The 25,724-nt window shown below is 45.4% G+C and carries 19 protein-coding genes; 11 read left to right on the top strand and 8 right to left on the bottom strand.

Features of this window, described 5'->3' with window-relative positions; genetic code table 11:
- Positions 1 to 38: 38 nt before the first annotated feature.
- The 5 genes from ACLVWP_RS12465 to ACLVWP_RS12445 all read right to left on the bottom strand — a co-directional run bounded on the left by ACLVWP_RS12465 (position 39) and on the right by ACLVWP_RS12445 (position 9,398).
- Positions 39 to 2,840: a POTRA domain-containing protein gene (locus ACLVWP_RS12465; protein WP_413557645.1), complete on the bottom strand. Its 2,802-nt coding sequence runs from the start codon at positions 2,838 to 2,840 to the stop codon at positions 39 to 41.
- Positions 2,837 to 6,802 (bottom strand): translocation/assembly module TamB domain-containing protein, encoded by a 3,966-nt coding sequence (locus ACLVWP_RS12460; RefSeq protein WP_413557644.1) that lies wholly within the window; start codon positions 6,800 to 6,802, stop codon positions 2,837 to 2,839. Before ACLVWP_RS12460 ends, ACLVWP_RS12465 begins: the two co-directional genes overlap by 4 nt.
- On the bottom strand, positions 6,799 to 7,848 hold the full coding sequence (locus tag ACLVWP_RS12455) for a hypothetical protein (protein ID WP_413557642.1): 1,050 nt from the start codon (positions 7,846 to 7,848) through the stop codon (positions 6,799 to 6,801). The genes ACLVWP_RS12460 and ACLVWP_RS12455 overlap by 4 nt, the downstream gene beginning before the upstream one ends.
- An 89-nt stretch (positions 7,849 to 7,937) precedes the next feature.
- Positions 7,938 to 8,504 (bottom strand): elongation factor P, encoded by a 567-nt coding sequence (gene efp, locus ACLVWP_RS12450; RefSeq protein WP_413557641.1) that lies wholly within the window; start codon positions 8,502 to 8,504, stop codon positions 7,938 to 7,940.
- A 63-nt stretch (positions 8,505 to 8,567) separates the two neighbouring features.
- Complete coding sequence (locus tag ACLVWP_RS12445) at positions 8,568 to 9,398, bottom strand: tetratricopeptide repeat protein (RefSeq protein WP_413557640.1); 831 nt, start codon at positions 9,396 to 9,398, stop codon at positions 8,568 to 8,570.
- Positions 9,399 to 9,458: 60 nt separating this feature from the next.
- Between ACLVWP_RS12445 and ruvC the strand changes: the two genes are divergently transcribed.
- The 5 genes from ruvC to lpxC are packed head-to-tail and all read left to right on the top strand — an operon-like array spanning position 9,459 to position 13,512.
- Positions 9,459 to 9,965: a crossover junction endodeoxyribonuclease RuvC gene (ruvC, locus tag ACLVWP_RS12440; protein ID WP_413557639.1), complete on the top strand. Its 507-nt coding sequence runs from the start codon at positions 9,459 to 9,461 to the stop codon at positions 9,963 to 9,965.
- On the top strand, positions 9,962 to 10,543 hold the full coding sequence (gene ruvA / locus ACLVWP_RS12435; RefSeq protein ID WP_413557638.1) for a Holliday junction branch migration protein RuvA: 582 nt from the start codon (positions 9,962 to 9,964) through the stop codon (positions 10,541 to 10,543). The genes ruvC and ruvA overlap by 4 nt, the downstream gene beginning before the upstream one ends.
- The gene (ruvB, locus tag ACLVWP_RS12430) at positions 10,540 to 11,574 is read left to right on the top strand and encodes a Holliday junction branch migration DNA helicase RuvB (protein ID WP_413557637.1); all 1,035 of its coding nucleotides are present in this window, start codon (positions 10,540 to 10,542) and stop codon (positions 11,572 to 11,574) included. Before ruvA ends, ruvB begins: the two co-directional genes overlap by 4 nt.
- A gap of 2 nt (positions 11,575 to 11,576) precedes the next feature.
- Complete coding sequence (locus ACLVWP_RS12425; protein WP_413557636.1) at positions 11,577 to 12,581, top strand: asparaginase; 1,005 nt, start codon at positions 11,577 to 11,579, stop codon at positions 12,579 to 12,581.
- 19 nt (positions 12,582 to 12,600) lie between these two features.
- Positions 12,601 to 13,512: a UDP-3-O-acyl-N-acetylglucosamine deacetylase gene (gene lpxC, locus ACLVWP_RS12420; protein ID WP_413557635.1), complete on the top strand. Its 912-nt coding sequence runs from the start codon at positions 12,601 to 12,603 to the stop codon at positions 13,510 to 13,512.
- Positions 13,513 to 13,563: 51 nt separating this feature from the next.
- Here the strand turns inward: lpxC and ACLVWP_RS12415 are convergent, their stop codons facing one another.
- From ACLVWP_RS12415 to ACLVWP_RS12405, 3 genes are all read right to left on the bottom strand, one after another.
- Positions 13,564 to 14,361 (bottom strand): murein L,D-transpeptidase catalytic domain family protein, encoded by a 798-nt coding sequence (locus ACLVWP_RS12415; protein WP_413557634.1) that lies wholly within the window; start codon positions 14,359 to 14,361, stop codon positions 13,564 to 13,566.
- Positions 14,362 to 14,776: 415 nt separating this feature from the next.
- Entirely contained in the window at positions 14,777 to 16,438 is a 1,662-nt protein-coding gene (locus ACLVWP_RS12410; RefSeq protein ID WP_413557632.1) for a hypothetical protein, read from the bottom strand.
- A gap of 154 nt (positions 16,439 to 16,592) precedes the next feature.
- A complete protein-coding gene (locus ACLVWP_RS12405) occupies positions 16,593 to 17,228 on the bottom strand; it encodes a hypothetical protein (protein WP_413557631.1) in 636 nt (211 codons plus the stop codon).
- A gap of 163 nt (positions 17,229 to 17,391) precedes the next feature.
- Here ACLVWP_RS12405 and ACLVWP_RS12400 point away from each other — a divergent pair, with 163 nt between their 5' ends.
- From ACLVWP_RS12400 to ACLVWP_RS12375, 6 genes are read left to right on the top strand one after another with little or no spacing between them, the layout of a single operon-like run.
- Complete coding sequence (locus tag ACLVWP_RS12400) at positions 17,392 to 18,729, top strand: PepSY-associated TM helix domain-containing protein (RefSeq protein ID WP_413557629.1); 1,338 nt, start codon at positions 17,392 to 17,394, stop codon at positions 18,727 to 18,729.
- Positions 18,726 to 19,928 carry an MFS transporter gene (locus ACLVWP_RS12395; RefSeq protein ID WP_413557628.1) on the top strand — a complete coding sequence of 401 codons (1,203 nt, stop codon included), beginning with the start codon at positions 18,726 to 18,728 and terminating at the stop codon, positions 19,926 to 19,928. The genes ACLVWP_RS12400 and ACLVWP_RS12395 overlap by 4 nt, the downstream gene beginning before the upstream one ends.
- Position 19,929: 1 nt before the next feature.
- Entirely contained in the window at positions 19,930 to 21,711 is a 1,782-nt protein-coding gene (locus ACLVWP_RS12390) for an IucA/IucC family protein (RefSeq protein ID WP_413557627.1), read from the top strand.
- A gap of 9 nt (positions 21,712 to 21,720) precedes the next feature.
- On the top strand, positions 21,721 to 22,650 hold the full coding sequence (locus ACLVWP_RS12385; RefSeq protein ID WP_413557625.1) for a GNAT family N-acetyltransferase: 930 nt from the start codon (positions 21,721 to 21,723) through the stop codon (positions 22,648 to 22,650).
- 2 nt (positions 22,651 to 22,652) lie between these two features.
- Positions 22,653 to 24,425 carry an IucA/IucC family protein gene (locus ACLVWP_RS12380; RefSeq protein ID WP_413557623.1) on the top strand — a complete coding sequence of 591 codons (1,773 nt, stop codon included), beginning with the start codon at positions 22,653 to 22,655 and terminating at the stop codon, positions 24,423 to 24,425.
- Position 24,426: 1 nt separating this feature from the next.
- Positions 24,427 to 25,704, top strand: a complete 1,278-nt coding sequence (locus tag ACLVWP_RS12375; protein ID WP_413557621.1) for a lysine N(6)-hydroxylase/L-ornithine N(5)-oxygenase family protein — start codon at positions 24,427 to 24,429, stop codon at positions 25,702 to 25,704.
- The last annotated feature ends 20 nt before the right edge of the window (positions 25,705 to 25,724 follow it).

Genomic DNA, 25,724 nt, shown 5'->3' with positions numbered 1-25,724 from the left:
AAGCTGTGAATAGAGGATTCGACTTTCGGAGGTTTCGCTTAGAATGTACCGATCGAGATGTGCAGGCGCCATGGGGATTCGCCGGGTTGCATGTTGAGCTTCCAAGCGATGTCGACACTCAAAGGACCTACTGGCGTGTTATAGCGGATGCCGAAACCAGTCGCTGCACGGTAAGGCTCGTTGATTTCCAAACCTTCGATTTGCACGATACCACCGTCATAAAAAGCAGCTCCGCCCAAGGCTCCGTAAACTGGGAAGCGAAGCTCTGACTTGATCAGCCCCATTGTTGAGTCTGTCGTCAGATAGTACTTCTTATTTCCGCCAGCGATACCCAGGTCATTATTATTTGGGAAGTATTCAGTACCAGCTTCGTAACCACGCACTGTGGAAATGCCCCCAAGACTGAAACCTTTCTTATCCCAAGGGACACCATTCTGACGATCTGCTGTATCAGGCAAATGACTTAAGTTTTTAAGGTAGCCACCACGCAAGTTGTTCGCCCAAACCACCGGTTGCTTTTGCAGAGTTCCGATCTTGCTATAAACCGTGATACCTGCAACCGCACGCCAGTAATTGATGGTTTCAGTGCCGCCAAATACAGGGTCAGAGTATTCTGCATTGATACGAGTAAAAGTTCCCGCCGTCGGATTGAATGGATTATCACGGAAGTCGAAATCTATGTTCGGGCCAGTCGTGATGATATCTTGTTGAGTCGGTGCGTATGGATATGTTTCATCCAAACCGGAGTCGCGTACTTGCGCTAGCGAGTATAGATCCCAAGTTCCCAAGATTTTAGACGTAAAGTCTTTTTCTAAAGTGTAGGTGTACTGATTCAAATCAGTGACCTGCTTGACGTTAAAGTCAGTAATTTGGCTGGACAGAGTGATATTCACACGCCCGCGAACGTGAGTACCAAATAAGTAAGGCTCCAGATATCCGGCGACCACTTTGTGCTCAAGGTATTTTACGTCAGCGATATTATAGTTACCTTCAAGACGTAAAGAAACCCCTCGGCCAGTTCCCATCAAGTTGCGATAAGAAATACCCGTATATCCACGCAACGTCAGTTTACGTTCATTGGTCGCACCGGCACCGATATTAAATGTTCCCGGCTCGCGTTCAGTGACTTTAACGATCACTGTACGATCTGCGATATTGGTTTTCTCTTCCAAAGTGCGAACTTCAACCGTGTTAAAGAATCCCGTTCTTTGTAGATGAGAAATCGAGTCATCAATTTTCTGCGGAGTGATCAATTCGCCTTGGCGAAGTTCTAACTCTTGGAAAAGGACGTAATCGCGAGTGAAAGTATTGCCCTCTAAAATGATGCTTGAGGCGCGAACTTGCGGCCCTTCGAAGATCTTAAAGTTCAAAATCGCTTTCGTATTGGTCGAATCATAGGTCACCAGATCTTCGCGCTCGTTCAGCAGAAGCATCTCGATATAACCATTTTCACGATAGAAATTTTTAACGTTGTTAACGGCTTCTTCGATCTGATTCAGTTTCAATGGGCCGGGTTTTAAACCAGTGACTTTCAGGAGCTCCTCGTTTGAGTAAGCCTGATTGCCTAAGAAAGAAACGGATTGAATCAAAGTCAAAGGACCTTCATCAAGATTCACATAGAGTGTGACTTGGTCTTTTTCTTTATTGTAAGTCATTCGAGTCGAAACAATCTTAGCTTGCAGGTAACCTTCGTTTTGCAAAGCCAGGATTAGATTTCTGACGCCGGTATCAACATCGTCTTTGTTGTAATAGCCTTTTGAAACCAAGGTAGAGCTATAGTCACGGATGATTTTTGAATAGTGCTGTGGCTTACGGCTAAATTTACCCGTGATGTTGATGCCTTGGATTTTGACCTTAGGTCCCTCATCAACAGTGAAGATGATTTTACGGACAAAAGGATTTCCCGTGTCTTCTTCAGTTGCGGAAACTTCAGCGCGAGCATAACCATCCGCCAAATAGTAATTTCTAAGCTTAGTTGAAAGCTCAGCCCCGATGTTCGGATTCGCCGAATAGAAATTATCTAAATCTAAAGCTGATTCCAAATCACGCAGACGCAGGATTTGATGACCACGGAACTCAAACTTATAAGTTTCCGGACGATCCACACGGTAGGTGAGTGTGGCTTTAGATTCGTCTTCGTTAAAGCTCACTGTCGGCCCAATAAAGTCAGCGCGAACATAGCGTTCTTCGTTTAAGAACGAACGAGCTGATTTATTGATGTCAGCCAAAGTTTTGTCAGTCAAAGGATCATCGAGCTTAGAATCCAGTTCATCCACCAAGATCTTATTCAAAGTACCGTTCGGGCTTTGTACGATCAGGTTGTGAATTTCAGTGCGTTTGTTTTCAGTAATTTTCAATATAAGATCGACAGCGCCGTCTTTGCCCGGCGGCATTTCGATATCAACAACAGTGTTAAGGAAGCCTTGCTCCTTGTAGGCCAAACGCAGTTTTTCACCTTGTTCAGCGAGACCTTGCTGATCAAAAACATCTCCCGTTTTTACGGCAAAGATATTTGTAACATCAGAGTCCGAATAAAAATTATTACCAGCAATGATGATGGCCCCAATACGCTTTGCATGGATATATTCCATTTTATAGGAACCCGCAGTGCTTTCAGTCACGATCAAGCGATCAAACTGGGGATTGGGTTGCAGATATCTTAAAATATCATCAATCAAATCCAGAGGAACAAAGTCTTTAGTGATTTGCGGATAGCGCTTTAGCAAATCTGATTGCACATTTTTTGGCAAATCAGAAATATCCAAACCTTTTTTTGCCCAAGCAGGGGAGGTTTGGATGAACATGATAAGTGCTAAAGCGACTACGAGAGTACGGATCATTTGAACTCCCGTTTAAATTCAAGATCAAGCCCGAAGATACTTTCAGTTTCTACGGGAGTATTTTGCAAGACGCTGTTGTCGTAAAGATTTTTATTTTCAAACGAACCGACAGCTGTCCAGTTCGGATTCAATAGATACTCAAGCTTCACATCGTATCCGGAAACGTCACCCACTTGACGGCTACCAGAGATTTTAACCTTTTCCGTCAAGCGACGGCTCAAAGTAATCTTAGGTACGCTGATATTGCGTGTGGAATCGTACTGAGATGTCACGGATAGGTTCAGACCTAACGTGCTCTCAAGTGGTTTGTTGATCTCTTTAGCAAACGCCGCACCAGCCACTTCAAGACCTGCTTGGTCAGCAAGGGCTTTAGATTGTCCTGATGTGGCCATACTTTGTGATGTCACGCCTAGGGCGATCAAAGAGACGATGTCTTGTTCTGACAATGGCGGAACGCTGGTCAATTTGATCGTTGGATTTTTGGCAGAGCCTGAAGCGAAAAGGCTTACGTCATACTCGTTCACACGCGAAGTCGCCGTCACATAAAGATTCGGATTGATTTGATTTGGATCTGCAAAATCAACGTTAGCCGTCTGAATATCAAACTGACGATCCTTAAAGATCAGCTTAGAACGTTTTTCAGTTGTGATCTTACCCAAAAGAACCGGGTTGGTTGGTGCACCCTTAACTGCAATGTGGCCAGAAACCGAGCCATCAAAAAGGGAGTTTTTAACCGGCAGGGGTTTGTCTAAGTTCACTTGGATATCTAGCAAGACAGGTTCAAATTGAGTGTCGCGCAAAACTTTAGGCAGGTAAGCACTTTGCTGGATGTTCGCAACACCAGAGCCACCTTCGATAAACTCACGTTCAAAGATACCACCAGAAACACGGTATGTACCAGACAGGACAAACGGGAACCATTTGCCAGAGAATAAGAGATCGGCTTCACCTGTTGTATGAACACGGTCTGGAACGTTTAAGGAAATATTATCAAGGTGAGCACGAACGGATACTGGGAAATCCTTTGGACCATTGATGATGACACTGCCATCACCAGTCATCGTTCCACCAGCGATCTGACCTTTGAGATCATTGATGATGATACGTGACTGCGAGAAAGAAACGTTAGATTGGAGTCTTTCAAGTGGGTGAGGGAAGCCTTTTAATTTCACGAAGGCATTATTTAAATTCGCCGTTCCCAGAATTTCAGGTTTTGAAACCTTACCAGACACCGTCGCTGAAATACGAAGCGGGCCGCCCAGATCATCCAAGAAAGGAGTAAAGATCTGTAAGAGGCGCAAATCCGTACGAGCTTCAATGCCAAAATTCATACGTTCAGCGGTAAAGTTAGCGCCTTTAATCTGAATCGTATTTTGTGGGCCACGCAGTAGGAAGTTTTTGAACGTCACAGTGCCGTTTTCAGTTAAGACTTCAATCGGACCCGTATTTGAAATACTCGAGGCTCCACGTTTCAAATAAATATTCTGAACTGTCACCTTGCCTGTGGATTTGAACAGATCACCAGAGTCAGAGCGGAGATCGATATTTGAAGTCAAAGAAGACTCATACTCGTTCGCAAGGTTCGCTCCGCCGATCAAGGCAAGCAAAGAAGAGAATGACCACTGGTTCGTCTTCATTTGGATTCTTAGCGGGGAGGTGTGTTCAAATGGAATTTGGAAATCACCTTGGACTTTGTCACCGAAAAGGCTGACCTGACCACCCAAGCTTTTACGATCAATGCTCATTTGGAAAGACGAGTTGTCGATCTCTTGGTCTTCCAAAACAGTTTCCGTCAAAGCGCCTTTGATATTTACGCGGGCTTCGTTGAAAGAATTTTTAATTTCAGCCGAAGCATTTAGATTTCCGAAAACGCCGGTGGAAACAGCGCTGATCATGTCGGATTCTTCTAGGCGCCAATTTTTAGCGTCAACGAATAGGCCTAAAATTTTATCTGAGCTGATGCCGCCGGTAACATTCGCTACGGAGTTATTTTTAAGTAGTTGGACTTTGCGAGCTTTGATGTTGCCGTTAGTGGCATCGACATTGAAGTGCAGAAGATCAAAATTTTCATTGCTAGCAGAAACATTCTTAAAGGCTGAATCCAATTTGTAGTTCAGCTTCCAAAAGTTCAGAGGCCCATCGACTTGAGCTTTTGCTGATCCCGTTCCCGCAATAGGGAATGGAAATTTGTAAATGCCTTCAAGGATCACAGCGATGTCTTCAAGCTCCGCAGTTGGAGCACTGAAAGCCCCGGTCAACTGGCTGTGGGTCAAATCGATGTCCAAGTTACCAATGTATTGAGTCTTGTTCTGAGCACCCGCGATATCAGAAAAGATCAGATGGCCTTTACGCATTTTCAGATTCGTGATGGCGTTGCCAAGATTGAAATCTTCAAAGATGAAGTTACGAACATTTAAGTTCATATCCATCGTCGCCGTGCTGGCGTTTCCTTGAGTAGAACCTTCGATGCTGGCGCTGCCGACCATTTTTAGATGTGAAAGATTTTGGATGTCCTTCATGTCTAAGCTTTTTGTTTTATAATTGATCTTAAAGCCTTTGTGGAAATCAATGATGCCGTCACTAGTTCCTACGCTGCTACCAATTGCTAGGTTTGCATCGTAAGTAACAGCGTCCATCGTGACTTTAGCTTTACCAGTGACCTTCATGTCTTTCAGGTTCACGATTTCAGAACCTTTAGAGTTGTTTTCTGATTTTACCCACAGATCTTGGCCTGTTAAAACGCCGTCATCACATTGAACATAGAATTGCGGCAGAATTTGTCCCGTACATGGAAGATTGCCTTGCAGTTTAACTCCGACAGGAATGGACGCCAGGTCCAAAGACACAAAAAGCTTTTGCAGATCAAGGCTGTCCACTTTGACAGTGGATTTGAAGCCGTAGTTTTCATCCAACTGAAGTTGTGACTTGTTCAGTGTCGCAGTTCCAGCAGGGTGGGAGACAGAGATTTCCGAGAAGGTAAATCCTTTGTCTTTGTATTCACCTTCAATGTGAGCATCACCTAATTCGAATGTATCAACAATGACAGAGTGAGTGCTGATGTCAGCTTTACCGCGGATATCATTCATGCCATTGAAACGAACCTCGGCATCGGTATCCAAAGTTCCTGCAAGCTTAGGTAGGGCCATGTCTGGTTTAAGCTCTTTAAGTTCTTTGTAAAGATCGGCTAGGGCAACTTTGGCAGACAGGTTCAGAACACCGGAAGGTTTAATCGCAATGTTTCTGAAATCTGTAAGTTCTCCGCGAGCCAGGAATTCTGAATTATCCAAACGAACGCCGAGTTGCAAAACACGCAGGGACTGACGAGTCAGATAAAGGTGTGAATCCAGAGAGCCGGAAAACTGACCGACATTTTTCAAAGACACAGCCAATGTCGGAGTATCAAGTTTGGCTGTGATATTTTTACCCATGTTCGTCAGAAGCAAGCCACTGTTGCTCGCTTCAACGTGGATGCCCAGTTTTTTAGACGTCACTAGGATATGAACATTCTGTAAAAGGATTTTCTGCAAAGGAATCTGCTCAGTGATCGAGAAAATTTCATCCAAAGGCAAAGGCTTTGGTTTTGAATCGCTTTTAAGTAAAGGATCCAGATTGATAACCGTTTCGGGAGCATCAATAACCAGAGCCGATAAATTTAATCGACCACCTAGTAACGTAAAGAAATCTAAATGTACACGAGCGCGAGCGACGCGAATTTCTTCGGTCACTTCGGCAAATTCACCCTTCGGGATGATACGAATATTTTCTAAAGCAAGGGATGTGCGCAAAACACGAATGCGCAGGCGATCCGCTTGAATCTCAACAGGCAAAGAAGATTTAGAATAATTTTGAAGTTCTTGCAGAGCCCATGTTTCCAAACGCGGAATCAAAAGCCAGTTGCCCAATCCCCACAATACCAAAAATGCTAAGGTCGGCGTGACCAGAATCCAAAAGATACGTCTCACTGTCCGCTCCAGATGCTAAGCAGTGCACTGCCTGCGCGGTAGTGAGGACGAGAAGCTAAGAGGCCTTCCAAAATTTCTACGGCCGTGTGTTTTTGTCCGATGCCCCACATGGCTTGTGCACGTAGATAAGCTGTCGCAAAAAAAGTTTCCGGTTCATGTGCATAAGCGAGTTCGACCTTTGCGATCTCATTCAACAATTCGATGAAGCGGCGGCATTGTAGCAACACTTCTAGGCTGAACCAATGAAGGCTTTCTGAAGGCTCGCAGAACTGCAAGATATCCAAAGCTGTTTCGTAACCTTCAAGCATGAAGGCGACGATGGCAAAATCAAAGGCCATTGCCGGATCTTCTTCAGCGTGGTCACGCAAAGACTGAAGCAAAGCGAGAAGTGCTTTTTCTACTTCAGGGTCTTTCGGTGAAAGCTCTTCAGGTTTTGGATCACGCGCGCGCGGCGATCTGCGAGACAGAATTTCTAAAGCATGACGTTGGCGGTGTTCACGAACTTCATGAGCAACATCACTGTCTCCAGGATAAAGTTTTTGCAGGCGATCCAGCAAAACTTTTTCTTGTTCGTACAACTGCTGCGTGCGCAGAGTGATCATTTGCTCCAGCAAGTTTTTCTTATTGCTTAAGAAGTCTTTGTGAATACGGTATTTACGATTGCTACGCCATTCGCCCAAGAGTGGAGAATATTTATTAAGCGCTTGCGAGCGAGCGGCTTCATTTTCAGCTTCGCTTTCTTGAATGCCTTCGATCAAAGCGTTCATCACTTTTTCATCGATGTCCAAAGTGGCATGTCCCAAAGCCTCTAAGAAGTAAGGCCAAGGAATGGGGAAGCCTTCGTTATCGATATTCTTAATAACGAAATTCGCAAGTTGGATATGACGTCCACTTTGATTGAGGAAGCGTGCAAGTGCTGTGATGTTGTCTAAAGAAATTTGATCAGGGGAGGATTCAAGACTTGAAATCAGTCGAGTGGCTACTTCATCGAGATCGCTGGTCTCATTGAGTAAATTTTGAATTTCCAGCTCGACAAAAATGGACAAAAAAGCCTCCGCCCTGAATGATCAGATCAACACTGTTATTTTGTAATAAAATTGAGTGTTAGCGGAGACTTAATATCTTGCGTTAAGAACTATTTTTGGCTGACGCGCTCTACGTACTCACCAGTTGAAGTATCGATACGCAAAGTATCGCCTTCATTGATGTGCAAAGGCACGGATACAGTCAAACCAGTTTCCATAACTGCTGGCTTAGAAGCACCAGTTACGCGGTCACCTTTGATGCCCGGATCAGTTTGAGCAACTAGCAAGTTAACGGCTTTAGGAACGTCGCAAGCAACTGCTTTTTCATTGTAGAAAAGAACAACAACTTTCAAACCTTCAGTAAGGTAGTATCTAGCTTCGCCAAGATCGTCTTCAGACATAGCGATTTGCTCGTAAGTCTCGTTAGACATGAAGTTGAAGCCTGTGTCGTCTTTGTACAAGAAGTTCATTTCTTTGTTTTCAACGTTAGGAACTTCGAATTTTTCGCCAGATTTGAAAGTTACTTCAAGGTTTTGGCTTGTAAGCATGTTTCTCAATTTTGTGCGAGTGAATTGGTTGCCTTTACCTGGTTTTACGTGTTGGAAGTCCACGATCACGTAAGGCTTGCCTTCAACCATGATTTTCAAATTCTTACGGAAATCTGACGTTTCGTACATTCTAATACCTCTTAGTTAAGCTAATACAAGACGATCAATATAGCCTAATTGGGAGGGGGAATGTCAAATAAGGGAGCGGTAGTCCTCGATTTTGCGAAGCATCATCTGAAGGGTTTCGATCTTTCTTTGGCGGATCATTTCCTCGCGCGGCAGCAGAGGTTTCAATGGAACCGGTTCGTCAGGTTCATTATAACGAACCTGCAGGGTTTTCATTCTGCGTTCAATTTCAGGATGATCACCAAATTCCACGCGAGTGTCTTTCAAAAGGGCGTGCGCTTTTTCTAAATCATTACGCACAATGAACGCGTCAATTAATGAAAGCATGCGCTCAAAAGCCTTATTTCTAGGCATCGGTTGAGGTTTGAAGACCTCGGTCGCAGCTCCGGTTTTTACGCCAGTCGCTGTTTGTTCGATTGGTGGATTTTCCAAATTTACTTGCGGAAGTTTTGCCATCGCAAAGACTTCTTCGTCGTACTCATCTGCAGTCAAAGATTCCAATTTCTGAACGGCTTTTTGTGCGGATTGAGAATTGGGATTTAAAAACAAAACCATCTTGAAAGCCTTCAAAGCTTCCTTGGGATTTTTGTTTGCAAGCTGTGATTCTGCCAAAAGCTGGTGAGCCAGAATATTCTCAGAAGCCAGGCCCGTGGCCTTTTTCAGGGCCTCGATGGCGCGGCTGATTTGGCCTGCGTCGCGCAAAATTTTTGCGTATGTGACCAATCCTCCGACAAATTGCGGATGGCGTTGAACGCCAGCAGTCACAACTTGAAGCGCTTCTTTCATCATGCCCATTTCTCTATAGGCTTCCGCCAGAGGGGCGAACACCTGAGAGGTCGGATCCTTTGCCAGGATGTTCTGATATTTTTCGATAGCGCTTGCTTCAATCTTCGGCATACTTCAGATTCTAGTGCACATTCATTGACTTAGCAATACGTTCGGAATGAAATTAAAAATATGAGTTTGACGATTCTCGGGGTAGATCCCGGTTCCCGCATCACAGGTTTCGGCGTGGTTCGCATCACTAATGGCAAGATTGAACATATCAATCACGGTGTCATTTTGTTGGATGCTGACATGGATTTTGCCATGCGTATGACAGAACTTGGTTCTGCATTTCGCGAAGTGATGGAGAAATATCGTCCTCATCAAGTGGTGATTGAAAAAATCTTCTTAGGAAAAAACGCCGACAGTGCTTTTAAATTAGGGCACGCGCGCGGAGTGGTGATGTACGAAGCGGGCTTGGGTAAAGCCACGGTTGCAGAGTATGCTACTCGCTCAGTAAAAAAAGGTATTACCGGAACGGGTGCTGCCTCCAAAGAAGATGTGCAGGCAGTTTTGAAGGCGATGCTGAATATTAAAGTTATCAATCGCATCGATGCCTCGGATGCCTTGGCTATGGCTTGCTACCATGCCTTTGAAATGAAAAAGAACGCAGTTATTCAAAAAGCGGTGAGTATATGATCGGTTATTTGCGCGGAAAAATTATTGAAGTCTTGGGCGATTCAGCCCTGATTGATGTTCAAGGTGTGGGTTATGAAGTTTTCGCTTCATCAAACACATTGGGTGACTTCACAACTTTGCTTGGCAAAGACATCATCGTTTGGATTCATACTCACGTGCGTGAAGATGCTCTGACTCTTTTTGGTTTTCACGACAAAGAAGAAAAGAACTTGTTCTTGTCTTTGTTGAAAGTAAACGGCGTTGGACCAAAAATGGCTTTGAGTATTTTGTCGGGCGGTCGTCCTGCGCAAATTCATGAAATGATCGAGGCTGGAAATGCCAAAGGTCTTTCAGGATTGCCAAAGGTCGGCAAGAAAACCGCAGAACAAATCATTCTGACGTTAAAAGGAAAACTAGTTTCCATCGAAGAGGGCTCTAAAGTGAAGTCCGAATCTTTGACGCAAATTACGTCAGCACTTTTGAACTTGGGTTACAAATCTCAATTGGTCGATCAATTCGTATCCACTTTGCCAGTTTCAATCACTGTCGAAGAAGGTGTTCGTAAAGGCTTCCAAACATTGTCAGGTAGCTTGTCATGAGTCGCATTATCGAAGGCAGCATTATGGACAGTGATATCACTGAAGGCACTAGCGCGAGTGGTGGCGAGAAAGCTTGGGAGAACGAATTACGTCCCCAGGATTTCTCAGAGTTCGCGGGTCAGGATATCGTTAAAGATAAAATCAAAGTTTTCGTGGCTGCGGCAAAGTTCCGTGGTGAGCCACTAGATCACGTTTTGCTATCAGGTCCTCCGGGCTTGGGTAAAACGACACTCGCACAAATCATCGCGAACGATATGGGTTCTGACATTAAAATGACGTCAGCACCTGCGATTGATAAAAAAGGCGATTTGGCTGCAATCTTGACATCTCTAAAGCCAAACTCTGTTCTTTTTATCGACGAGATTCATCGTCTGAGTCGTCATGTCGAAGAGTATCTGTACACGGCGATGGAGGATTACTACATCGATATCGTGACAGGTGATGGTTTGGGTGCTCGCTCGATGAAGTTTCAATTGGCGCCTTTTACATTGGTAGGGGCGACAACACGTGCGGGTCTTTTGAATCCGCCGTTCCGTGATCGTTTCGGTATCGTTGAGAGACTGCAATTTTACGATAAAGCGGCTCTTCAAAATATCTTGATCAGATCTGCCAAAAAATTGAATGTGGAAATTGACAATGACGGCGCTGAAGAAGTGGCTCGTCGTGCTCGCGGAACTCCTCGTATTGCGAATAGACTGCTTAAGCGCGTTCGTGATTATGCACAAGTAAAAGGCAATGGCGTCGTCACTCGGGATATTGCGATATATGCTCTAGATCAACTGGGAGTTGATAAACACGGCCTTGATCTTATGGATCGTCGTATTTTGAGCCTAATCCAAGAAAAATATAACGGTGGCCCGGTCGGTATTGATACAATAGCAGCAGCGCTCAGTGAAGAGCGTGACACACTTGAGGAAGTGTATGAGCCGTTCCTGATCCAGGAGGGATTCATCCAAAAAACTCAACGCGGTCGCGTGATCACAGAGTCAGCTAAAAGTTCAGTATTAGAAATCATTGAAGCGGGGAATTAATTATGATCACTAGGCAGCCTCTCGTCATCGAAGTCCAACGTGGACACGTGGTCGAGAGCGTTCATCAAGTCATGGTGGCTGTGGTGAATGAAGCCGGTCATCTTTTGCATGGTTGGGGTAATACCAACTATGCCACGTTCCCTCGTAGCGCCATTAAAATGATCCAAGCTTTACCTCTGATTGAATCCGGTGCCGCTGAAAAATTCGGTCTCGAAGACGAGTGGATCGCTTTGGCCTGTGCCTCCCATCGCGGAGAGCAAAAACACCTTGAGGCTCTTACAGCGTGGGCTCATAAAATCGGTGTCTCAGAAAAAGACTTATCCTGTGGTCCGCATCTTCCATACAGCGAAGCAGCGGCTCACGATTACATTCGTCATGGTCGTACACCAACTGCATTTTGTAATAACTGCGCCGGAAAGCATTTGGCACTGATTACGACATGTCTTCATTTAGGTGAAGATTTTCATGGCTATGAAAAATACGATCATGCCGCACAAAAAAGACTCCGCAATATTTTAACGGAAACAATGAAAGTCGATCACAGTAAAATTCCTCAGGGAGTTGATGGCTGTGGTATTCAAACCTACGCCGTGCCTTTGCAATCGATCGCTGTGGGTATGTCGACTTTCTTAAATCATCATCTTCAGCCGCGTCGCAAAGACTCTGCTTTGCGTTTGCATAAAGCTGTCGCTAAGCATCCGTTCTATGTGGCGGGTAGTGACGATTTCACCACAAGTGTGATTGAAAAGACACAGGGGCGCGCCATCATCAAAGGTGGAGCAGAGGGTGTCATCGCTGGTTTCTTGCCAGAGAAAAAAGTAGCCTTCGCCCTGAAAGTCGCTGATGGAGCGGCTCGCGCGGCACAGTTCGCGGCTTCGCAGGTTTTATTGCATTTGGGCGGATTGACGATCGAAGAAGGTAAGGCCCTCTCAAAATACACTCAGCCAATAGTCACAAATTGGAAGGGTGAGCAGGTCGGTATCATACGCATTGCTAAGCCCCAATAGCTAGTGGTAAACTAGCCCCATGTTCTTACAAAAAACGATTCGTAAAAAGACGCTAGTAAACGGAATTGGTATTCACTCAGGGGACCCTTGTACTCTGACTTTTAAACCAGCTCCACCAGACACGGGCGTTTATTTTATCCGTAAGGACCTTCCAGGTTCGCCTTCATTGAAAGTCACTGCTAAAAACGTTCAAGCAACAAGTCATCAAACCACAATCGGTGGCGAGGCCTTTTCGGTAGCAACGATCGAGCATTGCTTGTCAGCGTTGTCGGCACTTCGTATCGATAATTTATTTATTGAATTAGACGGCCCTGAAATTCCAATCTGCGATGGCAGCGCCGGAGAGTTTTTAAAAGCTCTATTGGCCGTAGGAATCGTCGAACAAGATCAACCGCGTAAGTACTGCTATATCACAGAACCTATCTATTTCAGCGAAGGCGAGAAACACGCCTACGTGGTTCCGTACCATGGCCTGCGCGTAACAGTGACGATTGATTTCGCTCATCCAATCATTGGCAAACAAACGATTGATCTAGATATCAACGAACAATCTTTCGGTCGCGATATCGCAAGTGCTCGTACCTTTGGTTTCCTAAAAGACGTTGAAGCTTTGCAGGCACGTGGTTTAGCAAAAGGCGGAAGCCTAGATAACTGCGTAGTGCTAGACACCGACGCCGTAGTAAACCCAGAGGGCTTACGCTGGGCCGACGAATTCGTGCGCCACAAGGCTCTAGATGCCCTGGGCGACCTAGTAACCCTAGAGATGCCATTGATGGGCCACGTGGTCCTTTATAAGGCCGGCCACGACGTTATGAACAAGCTCGTAAAAAAGATCTGGGATTCCCCAACGTCGTACCGCCACGTAGAGCTGGGCGCCGACATCAGCGAAGAAGTTCAAAGATTCTCGGGCTGGACTCTCGATGCTCGCTAAAAATTGAAATGCTTTAAAAACTAAAAAGGCGCTCGGTAAGAGCGCCTTTTTTTATTTCTTTCTAGCAGGTTCGGAAACACTCACTTCGTTTCCGCTCATAGATTGATCCATCAGATCTTTATGGTAGTGCAGAAGCACACTGCCTTTTTCAAGTTGCGGAATCACTTTCGCCGCAATTGAAAGAGACAACGCTGGGCAACCCCAGCTCACACCCAAACGACCAAAAGGTTGGCCTGTCTTAGGGTTTTTAGATTTAATAAAATCCTCGCCCACATACCAAGCGCCATGCAAAACGATATCGCGATTGAAAGCTTGATCATTAGACGTTTGCAAACCGTACATACGCAAAGTCTTACCGTAAGAACCGTAATAGAAATCACCAGTCAAATAAAATCCCAACGAAGTTTGCTTAGAGTCTTTGATATTAGAAAACTTAGTAGCCCAGTTAGAATTCCCAGTGCCTTTACCATGAGCCACATAATAACTAACCACATCGCCAGTTTTAATATTGATCATGAAAAAACGACGAGTTGTAGAAGGCTTAGAATAATCAGCAATCGCAACCACCGCAGGATCTTCCAAAGTCACAACCGCAGAAGAAGGACGACGATCAGATTCCTCACAAGGCTTGATGCTGCCAGGCCCCCATTTGCCACACTCATAAACACTCTGCTGAAAAGAGCGCCCACGATTTTCGTGCAAGTACTTAACCATCATACCCAAAGGTTCCGCAGGAACACCTTGAGCCAAAATTTTATTAATCACCGCTTGCGAAGGAGCCGCAACAGCAACAACAGAAGTTGCAACCAGAGAAAAAAGAACGCCGATAAGTGCGAGTTGTACTTTCACAAAATCCCCCCAAAGGATTAGCTAAGACTACGAAATATGGTGCTATGAACTGAGGATATAGGAGCTAGGCAGGGAAGAAGCAACAACACTAAATACTTTCTGCAAAAAACTCTCTGTTCCCCCAACTTAAATTGCACCCCTGCAAGACCAAGGCTGGAAACGCCCCAAAAAGCCCACAATCCTAACACAGCAGCAACTTTCAAACAGCAATCGCGTCATAGTCTCCAGAGGGAGACCATCTAAAATCATAAGAATGTACGAAGAAATTTTGTGGGAGCAGGAGTGGAACCCCCTGCATGCAGCGACCTCCGTCGGCGCAGGATGCGCGAACCGCCAAAGGCGGCGACGGCGAGCCCGGAAGGCGTGTCGCGGAATGCAGGGGGTTCCACTCCAGCTTCCGCAAAACCTCGCGCTACTAGAACTGAGATTTAAGATAGTTAACGATATCAATGTCTGGAGGATTCGCTACGCCCACACCAGGTTTTGGACCGGAGCCAAGTTCATCCACCGTATAATTCATGCGAACATCATAACGACGCTCAGTCTGATTACGAAGCCACTTCTCAGCATTATACCAAGCCGTCTTATTCTGATCATCCGTACAAGAAGCAAGTTCCTTCGGCATACGTGCACCCCAACGCATTTCCGGGCAGTGGTACGGGTCGAAGCTCATGTTAAATAGTCTCTGACGAGCAGCCTCAAGATTCATCAACAATGTTTGGCCATTAGAAGTCGTGTAAGAGAACTTACAAGCTGTCGCTTCTTGCGAGTAAACCGCGAAAAGATCTTTGGCTAAGTTATTACCTCTGTAGCGAACATTGCGATCACCAGCGCGGTATTTGTCGATAGCTTTTTTAGCTTGCGCCAAAATATCGACGAAAGAAGTTCTTAAACGAGCATCACGTGAAGGGGTCGCATAAGTTTCCCAGTCACCTTCAGTACCAAAGATATTTACTGGCAAACGCTCTGGATGCTGTTTCAAAGGCATGCCTTCGCGACGAGCGATCTCAACCGCGGCAACGCGGTCTTTCAATGAAGAACAGATATCGATCACTTCAAATTTCATATCAGAAAGTGGATCGATAACGGGTTCACCGTTACTCATTCTTAGTTGAACGTATTCGAAATAGTTAACAGCTTGGTTGTTAAATACGAACTGACCTTTTTTCCAATCGCCAGCAGGATCGGGGCGATTGCCGTAGTATTGTTCTAAACCAAAGCTCGAAAGATTTTCGTTCGTAGCAGCTTCAATGCGACCACCGATATAGGCACCGGAGCCATCAACAGAGGCATCAACCACGCGCAACGGACGGAAGTTTTTAAAACCCGCGCCTTGGCCTGGAACAGAACGCATGAATTTTGACGTGTAAAGACCCATCGTCAAAGTGTTGTCAGGATGGGCGTCGATATAAAGAATACGACCGCCTTCGGTCACACGGTAGATGATCGCTACGTGACCATTTGGATCGTAGATCACTGTGCCCGGGCGGATTCCCGCGCGGTCAATACGAACTGGATAAAAATCAGTGTAAGTAGAACCTTCTTGGTTGTTGATCATACGGAAAGAAGCCGTAGAAACCACGTTGATCAATTCAGAATTCAAAACGTTCACAGCGTCGGGGAACGTCGTGCGACCCAAAGTTCCTTTTTTAGCCAAAAGGTCTTTGCGATACTTGATGGAGTTACCATTCGTAGAGTAACGAACGTCTTTATTGAAATCATCAGCGCCCGCTGCATTCGGGAAAAATCCAGAAGCATAAGAGAATGGCAAACCAGATTTCCAAGCAAAGTAAGCGCGTAGGTAGTAAGGAAGATCCGCGCAGTCTGCGAAATATTTTACGCCACCTGGATCAGTTCCATAAAACATGTTGGCTGAAGAGTTTAAGCAATCAGTAACAGTTCCACATTTTCTAGCTTCAACCGCGGCACCCAGTCTGGTTACGAATTGGCCGAATTGATATTCATGTTGTTCAGTCCAAGTGGGCTGAGTGATGCGCCAGTCGCGGCTTCCAGCCAATGCTGAAGTTGCAGCTGTCGAACCCAATACGAATAAAAGCATCGCTAATGTAGATTTCATGATCTCTCCATAGGCTTAAAAATAGATCCCAGATTTATAGCGTGATCTAATTGTTTTTGCTTCGGAAAGTGGTCAGAAACTGTTGATTTGCAGAAGTTTCATGGCTGTATACCAAGCTGACACCGCCCTGTGTTTACAGGGCACGTCCACATGATTATTGGGACTTAATCTTTTTAGCGAATTTCCAAAATTTATTATCGGCACCTAATTTTTTGAGTAAATACTTTTCAGCGGCTTCGGGTGTGATGTTTTGGGCCTGTTCCCAGAGAGGCTCAAATAACGTTTTCGTGGCTCCCACAGCGGTGGATGGGAAGCTCGAATCCTCGATTTCACCATAGGCAACAATGACTAATTTTTGCCAGAGGGCTTTCATGGCGCGGTTGTACAAAGCCTCGAGGCTGCGACCCTGAAGTTCGGCGATTTCCTTCAGCTGTTTCGTGGATAGCGGGGAGTCCATTTCCAGAGCTTCCAAAATCGTCTGACTTTCATGAGAAAAAGGGCGCTCAGATCGTTGGTATGCGAGCATATGAACGAAGGCCTCCTTCGAGAAGAATGTAGCGCGATTTTGATACCACTTGGCATAGACAACTTTGTTGGATCTAGAGAGTTCTTCTTTCAAAAGCCAGAGGTCAGAAACCTTGTGATCGGCGTCAGCATCCCACTCCCAAACCATCTTAGAGCGGGGCCACAAATGCGCCCAAAGGGAGTCCGGTTCGGGGCTGTTTTTGATCGGGTAAACGAGCAAAATTCCTTCTTGTTCGATCGCCTGAATGGCTTTTTGTTTCTTCATTTTTCCACTCTAACTAAGTTCACAAATGTTTGTCCAATTATGTCACTGTGTCAGGGTTTTTGACAGTCGGAAAATATCTTCCCATTAGGTTTTCAACAAGTCCTCACAAAGGTCAAATTTTTGAGAATTTTCCCTCTGTATGGTACCTCTTTGACCCAGCGCTATGACTATAAAAACAAAAGCTTTTCGATCATTTTATAAAGTCCATTTGTACCTCGGCCTGTTCGTGGCGGTGCATTTCATTTTACTCAGCATCAGCGGGTCTATTCTGCTTTTCAAAGAAGAAGTCGAAGGCGATGCACATGCAGCGGTTTCAGACAAATTCGATGCTCACGCACATTACCCAATGTCGTACTCCCAGCTGATGCAAAATGTTTTGCAAAAGTATCCGGGCGAAAGACCGCTAGCGTTTTTCAAAGACGACGAGAACGAAAATGTTTTCAACGTTCGTTTGGGTATGAACGATACAAAAATGTTCCGTGGTGCACGTAAGCTTACTTACAACGCTCTTGATGGTTCCGAGATCAATGTTGAAGCTAGCAAAAGTTCTTTCATGGATTGGATGCTGCATTTGCATCGTGAATTCTTCTTGGGTTCCTACGGCAAGATCTATGTGGGCTTGATTGGCTTGCTGTATGTGTTCGTGATGATCACGGGCTTTTTTATCTACGGAAACTTTTCTAAGAAAACGTCCTTCGGTGAAGTTCGTGTGAAATCACCACGTCACTGGTTCTCGGACATGCATCGCTATATCGGTGTCGGTGTCTTTGGTTGGGGCTTGTTGATTGGTATCACGGGTTTCTTCTTAGGTATCAGTTCGACATTGATCAAAGTTTACCAGTACCAAGAACTCAAAGAGATCACTCAGCAGTACAAAGACGTGCACGGGGACAACAACCATCTGCACAATGCCGAGGTCTTAGATCAAGTAGTGCGCACGGCCGCAATGGCATTGCCAACTTCGAAAGTTGATTACATTGCATTCCCGGATACTCAGTTCTCTCCGCCAAATCATTTCTTGGTGGTGATGGAAGGTAACACTCCACAAACTGAACGCTACACTCAATTGGTTGTGGTGGATGCGGCGACGGGAACTCAAGGCGAAGTGCGTGAACTTCCATGGTACATGGAAATCACTTTGGCTTCTGAGCCTTTGCACTTTGGTAACTATGGCGGTCTTTTCCTAAAGATCGTATGGTTGGGTTTCTCAATCTTCTCGTTGTTGTTGCCGATCTTTGGATTGGTTCTTTACTACAAGCGTAAACGTCAAGCCCACGTGAAGGGTGCAACGATGGAGTCTCGCAAATTGGCGAAAGACTCTAAGCTTATGCAAAGCAGCTATGCGATTCCTTCGATTTTATTCGTCGTAACTTCGGCGATGATCTTGGGAGCTTACATTGTCGGTGGCGTATTCGCGACCGTGGCTTCCGTAGTTCTTTTAGTTCCATTGGCTCTAACTTCTTGGATCATGATTCGTGGTCGTCGTGGAGGCAATGCTTGAATTTAGAAGTCCTGGCAAATCTTAACACGATCACCTTCAGTGCGTTGCAGATCTTGCTGTTCACGCTTCTGCCTTATTTGGCAGAGACGATGCACGTGAGTCTTGCGTCTGTGGTGGCGACGTTTAGTGCCGGGTCATTCTTGTTCTTGTGGTCCTCTCCATACTGGGCGGCGAAAAGTGATAAGGTCGGTCGTCAGCCGATCTTGCTAGCGGGATTGTTGGGACTTGCTGTTTCGACCTTGATGCTTTGGTCTTTAACCCAATGGGGTGAAAAGCTCGGGGCTACAGTTGTTCTTGGCCTTTTGATTCTAAGTCGCGTGATCTATGGAGTCTTGGCTTCGGCCATCGTTCCGGTTGCCCAGGCTTTGCAGGTCGATCTTTCAGAATCTAAATCCGCGATGAAGGCGATGATCTCAAATTCTATGAGCTTAAACATCGGTCGTTCATTAGGCCCTATTTATGTTTTGCTCAGTGGTGGTCAAAATATGGACCGCGTTTTAGTAGGTTTCTTGTTTTGGATTCTGGCTTTGATGGGATTAAACATCTGGGCTTTAAGAGTCAAAGCACCACAAATGAAAACAGCTGTCACTCAAGAGAGCGGTGTTTCGGCGTGGGGCTTGGCATTTAATCGTATGCGCTGGGTTTTCTTGCTCGCGGTTTTATTCACAAGCTTTATTGGTATTTTGAATTCTTCATTGGCCGTGATTCTAAAGCATAGTTTTTCTTTGAGCAGTGAAGACTCAGGTCTTTTGATGGCGAAGCTTCTGTTGGTTAGTGCTGTGATCGCAGTGGCGACTCAGTTTGTGGGTCGCATGTTCTTTAAGAATCCATGGCAAGGGGCCCTAGTATTGGGTGCTCTGACATTATTAGTGGGCTCCGTTTTGCTTTATTTGATGAATGCGCCAGCGCAACTGTGGATGGCTATTGTGTTCTTATCAATTGGGATTGCATTGGTTCCACCATGCTATTTGACTTTGATGACAACAGTGGATCCTCAGCATGTGGGCCTGGGTCGTAAAGCCGGGATTGTCAGTGCTGCGAACACGATCGGTTATGCCGTTGGTGGAGTTTTGGCTGCGATCACTTTGAAAATTCAAATTTTCTCTTTGGAAATACTGCTGATCTCTTTGGTGGCTCTGATGATGATCAGTATCGCTATTTTATATCGCCAACGTGGAAACGTTGCGGGTGAGGTTTAAGATGAAAAGCTTGCATGAACTTTCATTAAGTCATTCAGCTTCATGTTTCTATAACTCTCTTTTCCGTGAGTGGTTTGACTACGCTATTGTGGATGCGCCGACGGCTGTGTCCGTTAAGACAGGTTGCAAACAAGCGATCTCTTTGAAGTTAGCGACAGGCGAAACGGTATACTTGCCACTCACTCGTAAATCCTTGATGGGGCGCCACCAGTATCATTCTGTTCACTTTATTGAAAGTGCTGCAGGTTTGGCTGAGGCGGACTTCATGGTTGTCGCTGAAAAGCTAGTCAAGCATCTGACTACCATTTTCCCTAACAGCGTTGGCAATGATGCGGTCTTTATGGAACGCCTTAAAAACAGCGTGGAAAATATCGAACTGGCTTTGGGTAATCGTAAAGCCGACCTTGAACAGCTCTATGCAAAACCGATGAGTTTCCAACAGGCTGAGCAGAGCTTGATGATTGGTCATAACTTTCATCCGTATCCAAAAATGCGCGAAGGTTTTGATGAGGCGGATTACCGTCAGTACTCTCCAGAGATGGCGGGGAACTTTGCCTTAAATTGGTTCTTGGCAAAACCTGAAATTTTAGAAAACGAAAAAGCAGATAAGTTCGCTGTTGAACAATGGACGCTCGATGTTTTCATGAAGGACTTCACAAACAGTGAAGAGGCCTCTGCAAAACTTAAAGCAGGATATATTCCATTCCCAGTTCATCCATGGCAAAAACAACATCTGATGAAGAACCCCGCAGTTCAAGCCTATTTGGCTAAAGGTTCTTTGGTTGATTTAGGTGCGGCAGATAAAAAGTGGTATCCGACCACTTCGCTTCGTTCGATCTATGGTGCGCATTCACCATACATGATGAAGTTCTCTTTAACTTTGCGCCTGACGAATTCAATCCGTCACCTGACTCCGGTTGAGGTTGTGCGTGGTTTGCAAGTTTATGACGTCTTTATGACGACTAAGGGGCAAGAGTTCTCTCGTAAGTATCCTCAGTTCCATGTGGTGTTTGAACCTGCATTCATGGCTCTTAAGAATGAGGCTGGCGAAATTTTGACGGACTCGATTGTGGTGTGTCGTGAAAATCCATTTACCGAAAATAATCACGAAGAGGCCATAGTTCTATCTACGTTGGCTCAGGATAATCCTTTGGGCGGAGAGAATCTGATTCAAAAGGCGATCCGTAAAGAATCCGAGAAAACGCATCGTCCGTTGGGTGAGATCGCTCAACAGTGGTTTGCGCGTTACCTTGAGGTTGCCGTGAAACCTTTGGTTTTGGCACAAGCAAACTACGGTATCTTGTTGGGAGCCCATCAGCAGAATTTGATCTTAAGCTTGAAAGCGAATTATCCCGAAAAAGCTTACTTCCGTGACTGCCAAGGAACGGGATACAGTCATTTCGGTTTCTCGTTGTATGGCAAAGATGTTGCGAGCCTTAAAATGGAGAACGGCAATATCTTGGATGACAAGGGGAATATCCTCTTCGTTTATTACTTGATGATTAATTCTACTTTCAACGTTATCGCAGCCATTGCGGCTGACGGTTGGGTGAAGGAAGAAGACCTAGTGATGGATCTTCGTCAGTTCTTGCAATCGATCCGAGCTTCTCATCCGCAAGATTTGTCTTGCTTGAACTATCTCTTGGAAGGGCCAGAAATCTGGCACAAGGGGAACTTCACATGCAGTTTGCAAAACTTGAACGAGAACACAACGGCAAACCCTCTCGCGATTTATAATTTGATTAAAAACCCGATTGCTGCGGCAAACGCAGTGAAGGCGTAAGGACATAAGATGAAACAGACGTATCTGCATGTTCAGGAAAATTCAAAGTACACAGCTGATTTGGCTGACGGTCTTTTGACGATCACAGGACCGTCTTCGGTGCAATTCAGTATCGAAGACCAGGGCGAAAAGCTTCAGTTGAATTCTAAGGAAGTAGTCACCAACGCGGCCTCATTGATCGCGATGGAGCATCTTTTCATTAATAAGCCAGAGCTAAAAACGATTTCGGTAAATCAGAAAGCCATGAACCGCTCGGACTTTTATCAAAATCCATCATTGTGGTGTGCATTCGGTACTCAGTCTTTAACTCCAGAGCAGTGGATGTATTCAGGCAACGTTTATCATCCTGTGCGCCCACAGCCGCAACCAGGGGACTTACTTTATTCTCGTTACGTTCCAAGCATTGGCAAAACATTGAGCTTCCGAGTGGTGGATGCTGAAAAAGATTTGAGCACATTCCACTTCTGGCACAACCAACCTTACGTTGCTGAGTTCTGGGAACTGGCAAAACCAGAAGTCGAACTTAAAGAATACCTTGAAAAAGGTTTGGTAGATTTGCATTCCATTCCAACGTTCGTTGAATTCGATGGCGTACCAGTAGGTTATTTTGAAATGTATTGGACTCTGGAAGACCGTTTAGGTCCTTACTACGATTCTGAAGCCTTTGACCGTGGTTTCCATTTGCTCATCGGTAACATGGAATACCTAGGTTTCAAAAACACAGACGCGATTTTGAAATCGGCGACTCATTACTTATTCTTGGAAGAACCGCGCACACGCAAGATCATGGCGGAGCCTCGTTCCGACAATCAACGTATCATCCGTTACGTTGAGACGTTCCCGGCGTGGAGAAAAGTTAAGGAATTTGATTTCCCTCATAAGCGTGCGGCTTTGCTAGAGTGCCGTCGCGAAAAATTCTTTATGGGGAACTTCCTGTGAAAATGAGTGCGAACACTCTTCATTCTGGATCTGCTTGGGTGCGGGTGAATCAGAACCTGGTGGCGAAAAGCCTTCAGGAGCTCAGCTATGAGCAAATTCTGAAGCCATCCACAGCTGACGGTCAGAATTTCGTGTTCGCACTGCAAAGTGGTGTCGAATACCACTGTCAAGGTTGGCAGGGGATTTGGACCGATATTAAAGTCGAAGCTGACTCTATCGTGCGCGTTGTTGATGGTATTAAAATGCCAGTGAAAAGCGCTGGTCAGTTTTTTATCGACAGCCAAAAAGAAACCAATATGGATGACATCATTCTGGGGAATTTCCTGGAAGAGATGCATAACACGTTGTTCTCGGACTTGCGTATCGAACAAAAACAAGCGGAGCAGACTTCGGAGCAAATGACGAAGTGGTCCGGATTGCAAATCCAAGCCATTCTTAACGGTCATCCGAAACTATTGCTGAATAAAGGTCGCATCACGTGGAGCGAGCAAGACTTGAAAGAGTTTGCTCCTGAGAGCCAACCGGTCATTCGATTGATGTGGCTGGCAATTCGTAAGAATTCGGTGATTGCGGCGCAAATGGCCGGCGTCACGACAGATTCCATCCTGGCTCAGTCCATGGACGAAGAAGAACTAACACGTTTCAACCAATTACTGTCTGATGCACAGATCAGTAAGGCTGAGCACGTTTTCGTTCCTGTTCATCCATGGCAGTGGGATCGCATTATTCAGATTCAATTTGCGGCAGAATTGTCGACGGGAGTGATCAAGGCGTTGGGTGTATTTGGTGACAAATACCAACCGCAAATCTCTATTCGCACTCTTTCAAATATCAGCCGCCCCGGTAAATGGGATATTAAACTCCCGGTGACGATCTTGAATACTTCTAGTATTCGCGGAATTGCGGCGAAATACATTCCGGTCGGTGGCGAGCTTTCGCAAAAGATGACGGAGATCTGTCAAAAAGATCTTTTGTTGAAAGGTGTTGAAGTGCTGGCTGAAAAAGCAGGCGTAAGCTTCCAACATCCGATCTACAAACAAGTCGAGCAGGCACCTTATCGTTATCACGAGTATTTGGGTGCGATCTGGAGAGAGTGCGCGGAATCTAAAGCCGGGAACGGTGAGTTCTCGGTTTTGACGGGTTCTTTCTTCCATAAAGACCCTCAAGGAAATTCTTTGTTGGGTGCTTATGTGAAAGCTTCAGGTCTTACGATGTCTCAATGGCTGCGTAAGTATTTTGAAGTCGTGGTGGTGCCGTTGTACCACTTGCAATTGAAATATGGCATTGGCTTGGTTTCCCATGGCCAAAACATTGTATTGAAACTTAAAGATCATGCCCCACAAGGTTTGATCATTAAGGACTTCCAGGGTGACCTTCGTTTGTCGAAGGGTTCTCCACTGGCGGAGGAGTCTGCGAACTTGGCGCGCCATTTGTTGCAGCTTCCTCGCAATTATTTGATTCATGATCTGTTCACGGGACATTTTGTCACCGTTCTACGTTTTATCTCGGAAGTGCTGCATGAGTGCGACTCTTACTCGGAATTGGAATTCTACGGAATTTTGGGTGAAGTCCTTCGCGATTATCTTTCAACTACGGGAAAAAACCTGAATGTGGATGACAGCGTCAACCTTCTGGCGGAAAAAATGCCACGTGTGCTGGTAAACAAGGTGCGTTTCAAGATCGGATATGCCGACTCTCACGAACGCCCGGTCCCCATGGTCGGAGACGAACTCTTGAATCCATTAGTCCTGGGACTAAACAAAGGAGCACTGTAAGATGGAACAAAAGTACAATCTTATAGGTATCGGTATCGGCGTATTTAATCTTTCTTTGGCGGCTCTTGCTGATAAAACAGCAGGTGTGGCTAGCGCATTCTTTGACGGCAAACCCAACTTTGACTGGCACTCTGAAATCATGTTCGCGGACTCTGAAATGCAAACGTCTTTCCTCAAAGACCTTGTGATGGGCGCGGACCCTACAAACCCTTACAGCTTCATGAACTATCTGGTTCAAAATGGCTTGTACTATTCTTTCATGAACACGAACCGCCAAGTGGTGACTCGTCGTGAATTTGAAATGTACTGCCAGTGGGTGAGTGAGCAATTGAAACACCGCCTGAACTTTGCTGCGCAAATCGATGAAGTGAACTTCAAAGACGGACAGTTCTTGGTACGCTCTGGCAATAACATCGCTAAGGCCGACAACATCTGTATCGGAACAGGTTTGACTCCCAATATTCCTGATTTTGCAAAAAACTTTATCGGTCCAAAAGTTTTCCATGCGAAGTCGCCTTACTTGAAGGACTTGGATGTCACTGGCAAAAACGTCGTGATTATCGGTGGTGGTCAGACGGGTATCGAGATCTTCCGTAACACCTTTAAAGGTAAATGGGGTCAACCGATGAGCACACGCTTGATTTCAAGCCGTGCGAATTTGGAGCCATTGGATAATTCTCCGTTCGTGAATGAATACTTCACTCCATACTACGTGGAAGAGTTCTTTGGTTTGGATCAGTCTCAGAAAGATCCTATCGTTCGTCATCAAAAAATGGCCTCTGACGGTAACACTCCAGAGTATTTGGAAGCGCTTTACAATGATATCTATCAATTGCGCCACGTTCACCGTAGCGAAGCCGTGATCGAGATCTTGCCATCTCGCTGCATGGATCGCATTGAAGAAGCTGGCAATGGCTATAAGCTCACTGTGAGCAGCACATTCTCGAACAAAACAGAAGTGCACAATGCGGATATCGTGATCTTAAGCACGGGCTTTAGAACACGCATCCCACATATTATTGAACCTATTCAGCAGATGATCGATTTCGACGAAACAGGTCGCTTCATTTTACAGAAGAATTTCTCTGTGAAATGGAAAGGACCTAAAGAAAACAAGATCTATGCGATGAACTTTAGCCGTCATGGTCACGGGATTTCTGAACCACAAACAAGTTTGATGGCATGGAGATCGGCAACGATCCTGAACGATATGTTGGGCAAAGAACACTATAAGACATCAAAGATTGTTCCAAATTTTGTTAACTATAAACGATTATAACGAGGGAAAGAGGAAGAGAG

Origin of the sequence: Bdellovibrio sp. HCB209, from assembly GCF_047306065.1 — a bacterium.
Classification (GTDB): Bacteria; Bdellovibrionota; Bdellovibrionia; order Bdellovibrionales; family Bdellovibrionaceae; genus Bdellovibrio.
Note: the sequence above shows the minus strand (reverse complement) of the source record. Positions and strands in the feature narration are given on the sequence as shown.

Coding starts and splice junctions, on each gene's coding strand:
- ACLVWP_RS12465 (WP_413557645.1), bottom strand. CDS start 2,840: ATGATCCGTACTCTCGTAGTCGCTTTAGCACTTATCATGTTCATCCAA.
- efp (WP_413557641.1), bottom strand. CDS start 8,504: ATGTACGAAACGTCAGATTTCCGTAAGAATTTGAAAATCATGGTTGAA.
- ACLVWP_RS12445 (WP_413557640.1), bottom strand. CDS start 9,398: ATGCCGAAGATTGAAGCAAGCGCTATCGAAAAATATCAGAACATCCTG.
- ruvC (WP_413557639.1), top strand. CDS start 9,459: ATGAGTTTGACGATTCTCGGGGTAGATCCCGGTTCCCGCATCACAGGT.
- ruvA (WP_413557638.1), top strand. CDS start 9,962: ATGATCGGTTATTTGCGCGGAAAAATTATTGAAGTCTTGGGCGATTCA.
- ruvB (WP_413557637.1), top strand. CDS start 10,540: ATGAGTCGCATTATCGAAGGCAGCATTATGGACAGTGATATCACTGAA.
- ACLVWP_RS12425 (WP_413557636.1), top strand. CDS start 11,577: ATGATCACTAGGCAGCCTCTCGTCATCGAAGTCCAACGTGGACACGTG.
- lpxC (WP_413557635.1), top strand. CDS start 12,601: ATGTTCTTACAAAAAACGATTCGTAAAAAGACGCTAGTAAACGGAATT.
- ACLVWP_RS12410 (WP_413557632.1), bottom strand. CDS start 16,438: ATGAAATCTACATTAGCGATGCTTTTATTCGTATTGGGTTCGACAGCT.
- ACLVWP_RS12405 (WP_413557631.1), bottom strand. CDS start 17,228: ATGAAGAAACAAAAAGCCATTCAGGCGATCGAACAAGAAGGAATTTTG.
- ACLVWP_RS12400 (WP_413557629.1), top strand. CDS start 17,392: ATGACTATAAAAACAAAAGCTTTTCGATCATTTTATAAAGTCCATTTG.
- ACLVWP_RS12390 (WP_413557627.1), top strand. CDS start 19,930: ATGAAAAGCTTGCATGAACTTTCATTAAGTCATTCAGCTTCATGTTTC.
- ACLVWP_RS12385 (WP_413557625.1), top strand. CDS start 21,721: ATGAAACAGACGTATCTGCATGTTCAGGAAAATTCAAAGTACACAGCT.
- ACLVWP_RS12380 (WP_413557623.1), top strand. CDS start 22,653: ATGAGTGCGAACACTCTTCATTCTGGATCTGCTTGGGTGCGGGTGAAT.
- ACLVWP_RS12375 (WP_413557621.1), top strand. CDS start 24,427: ATGGAACAAAAGTACAATCTTATAGGTATCGGTATCGGCGTATTTAAT.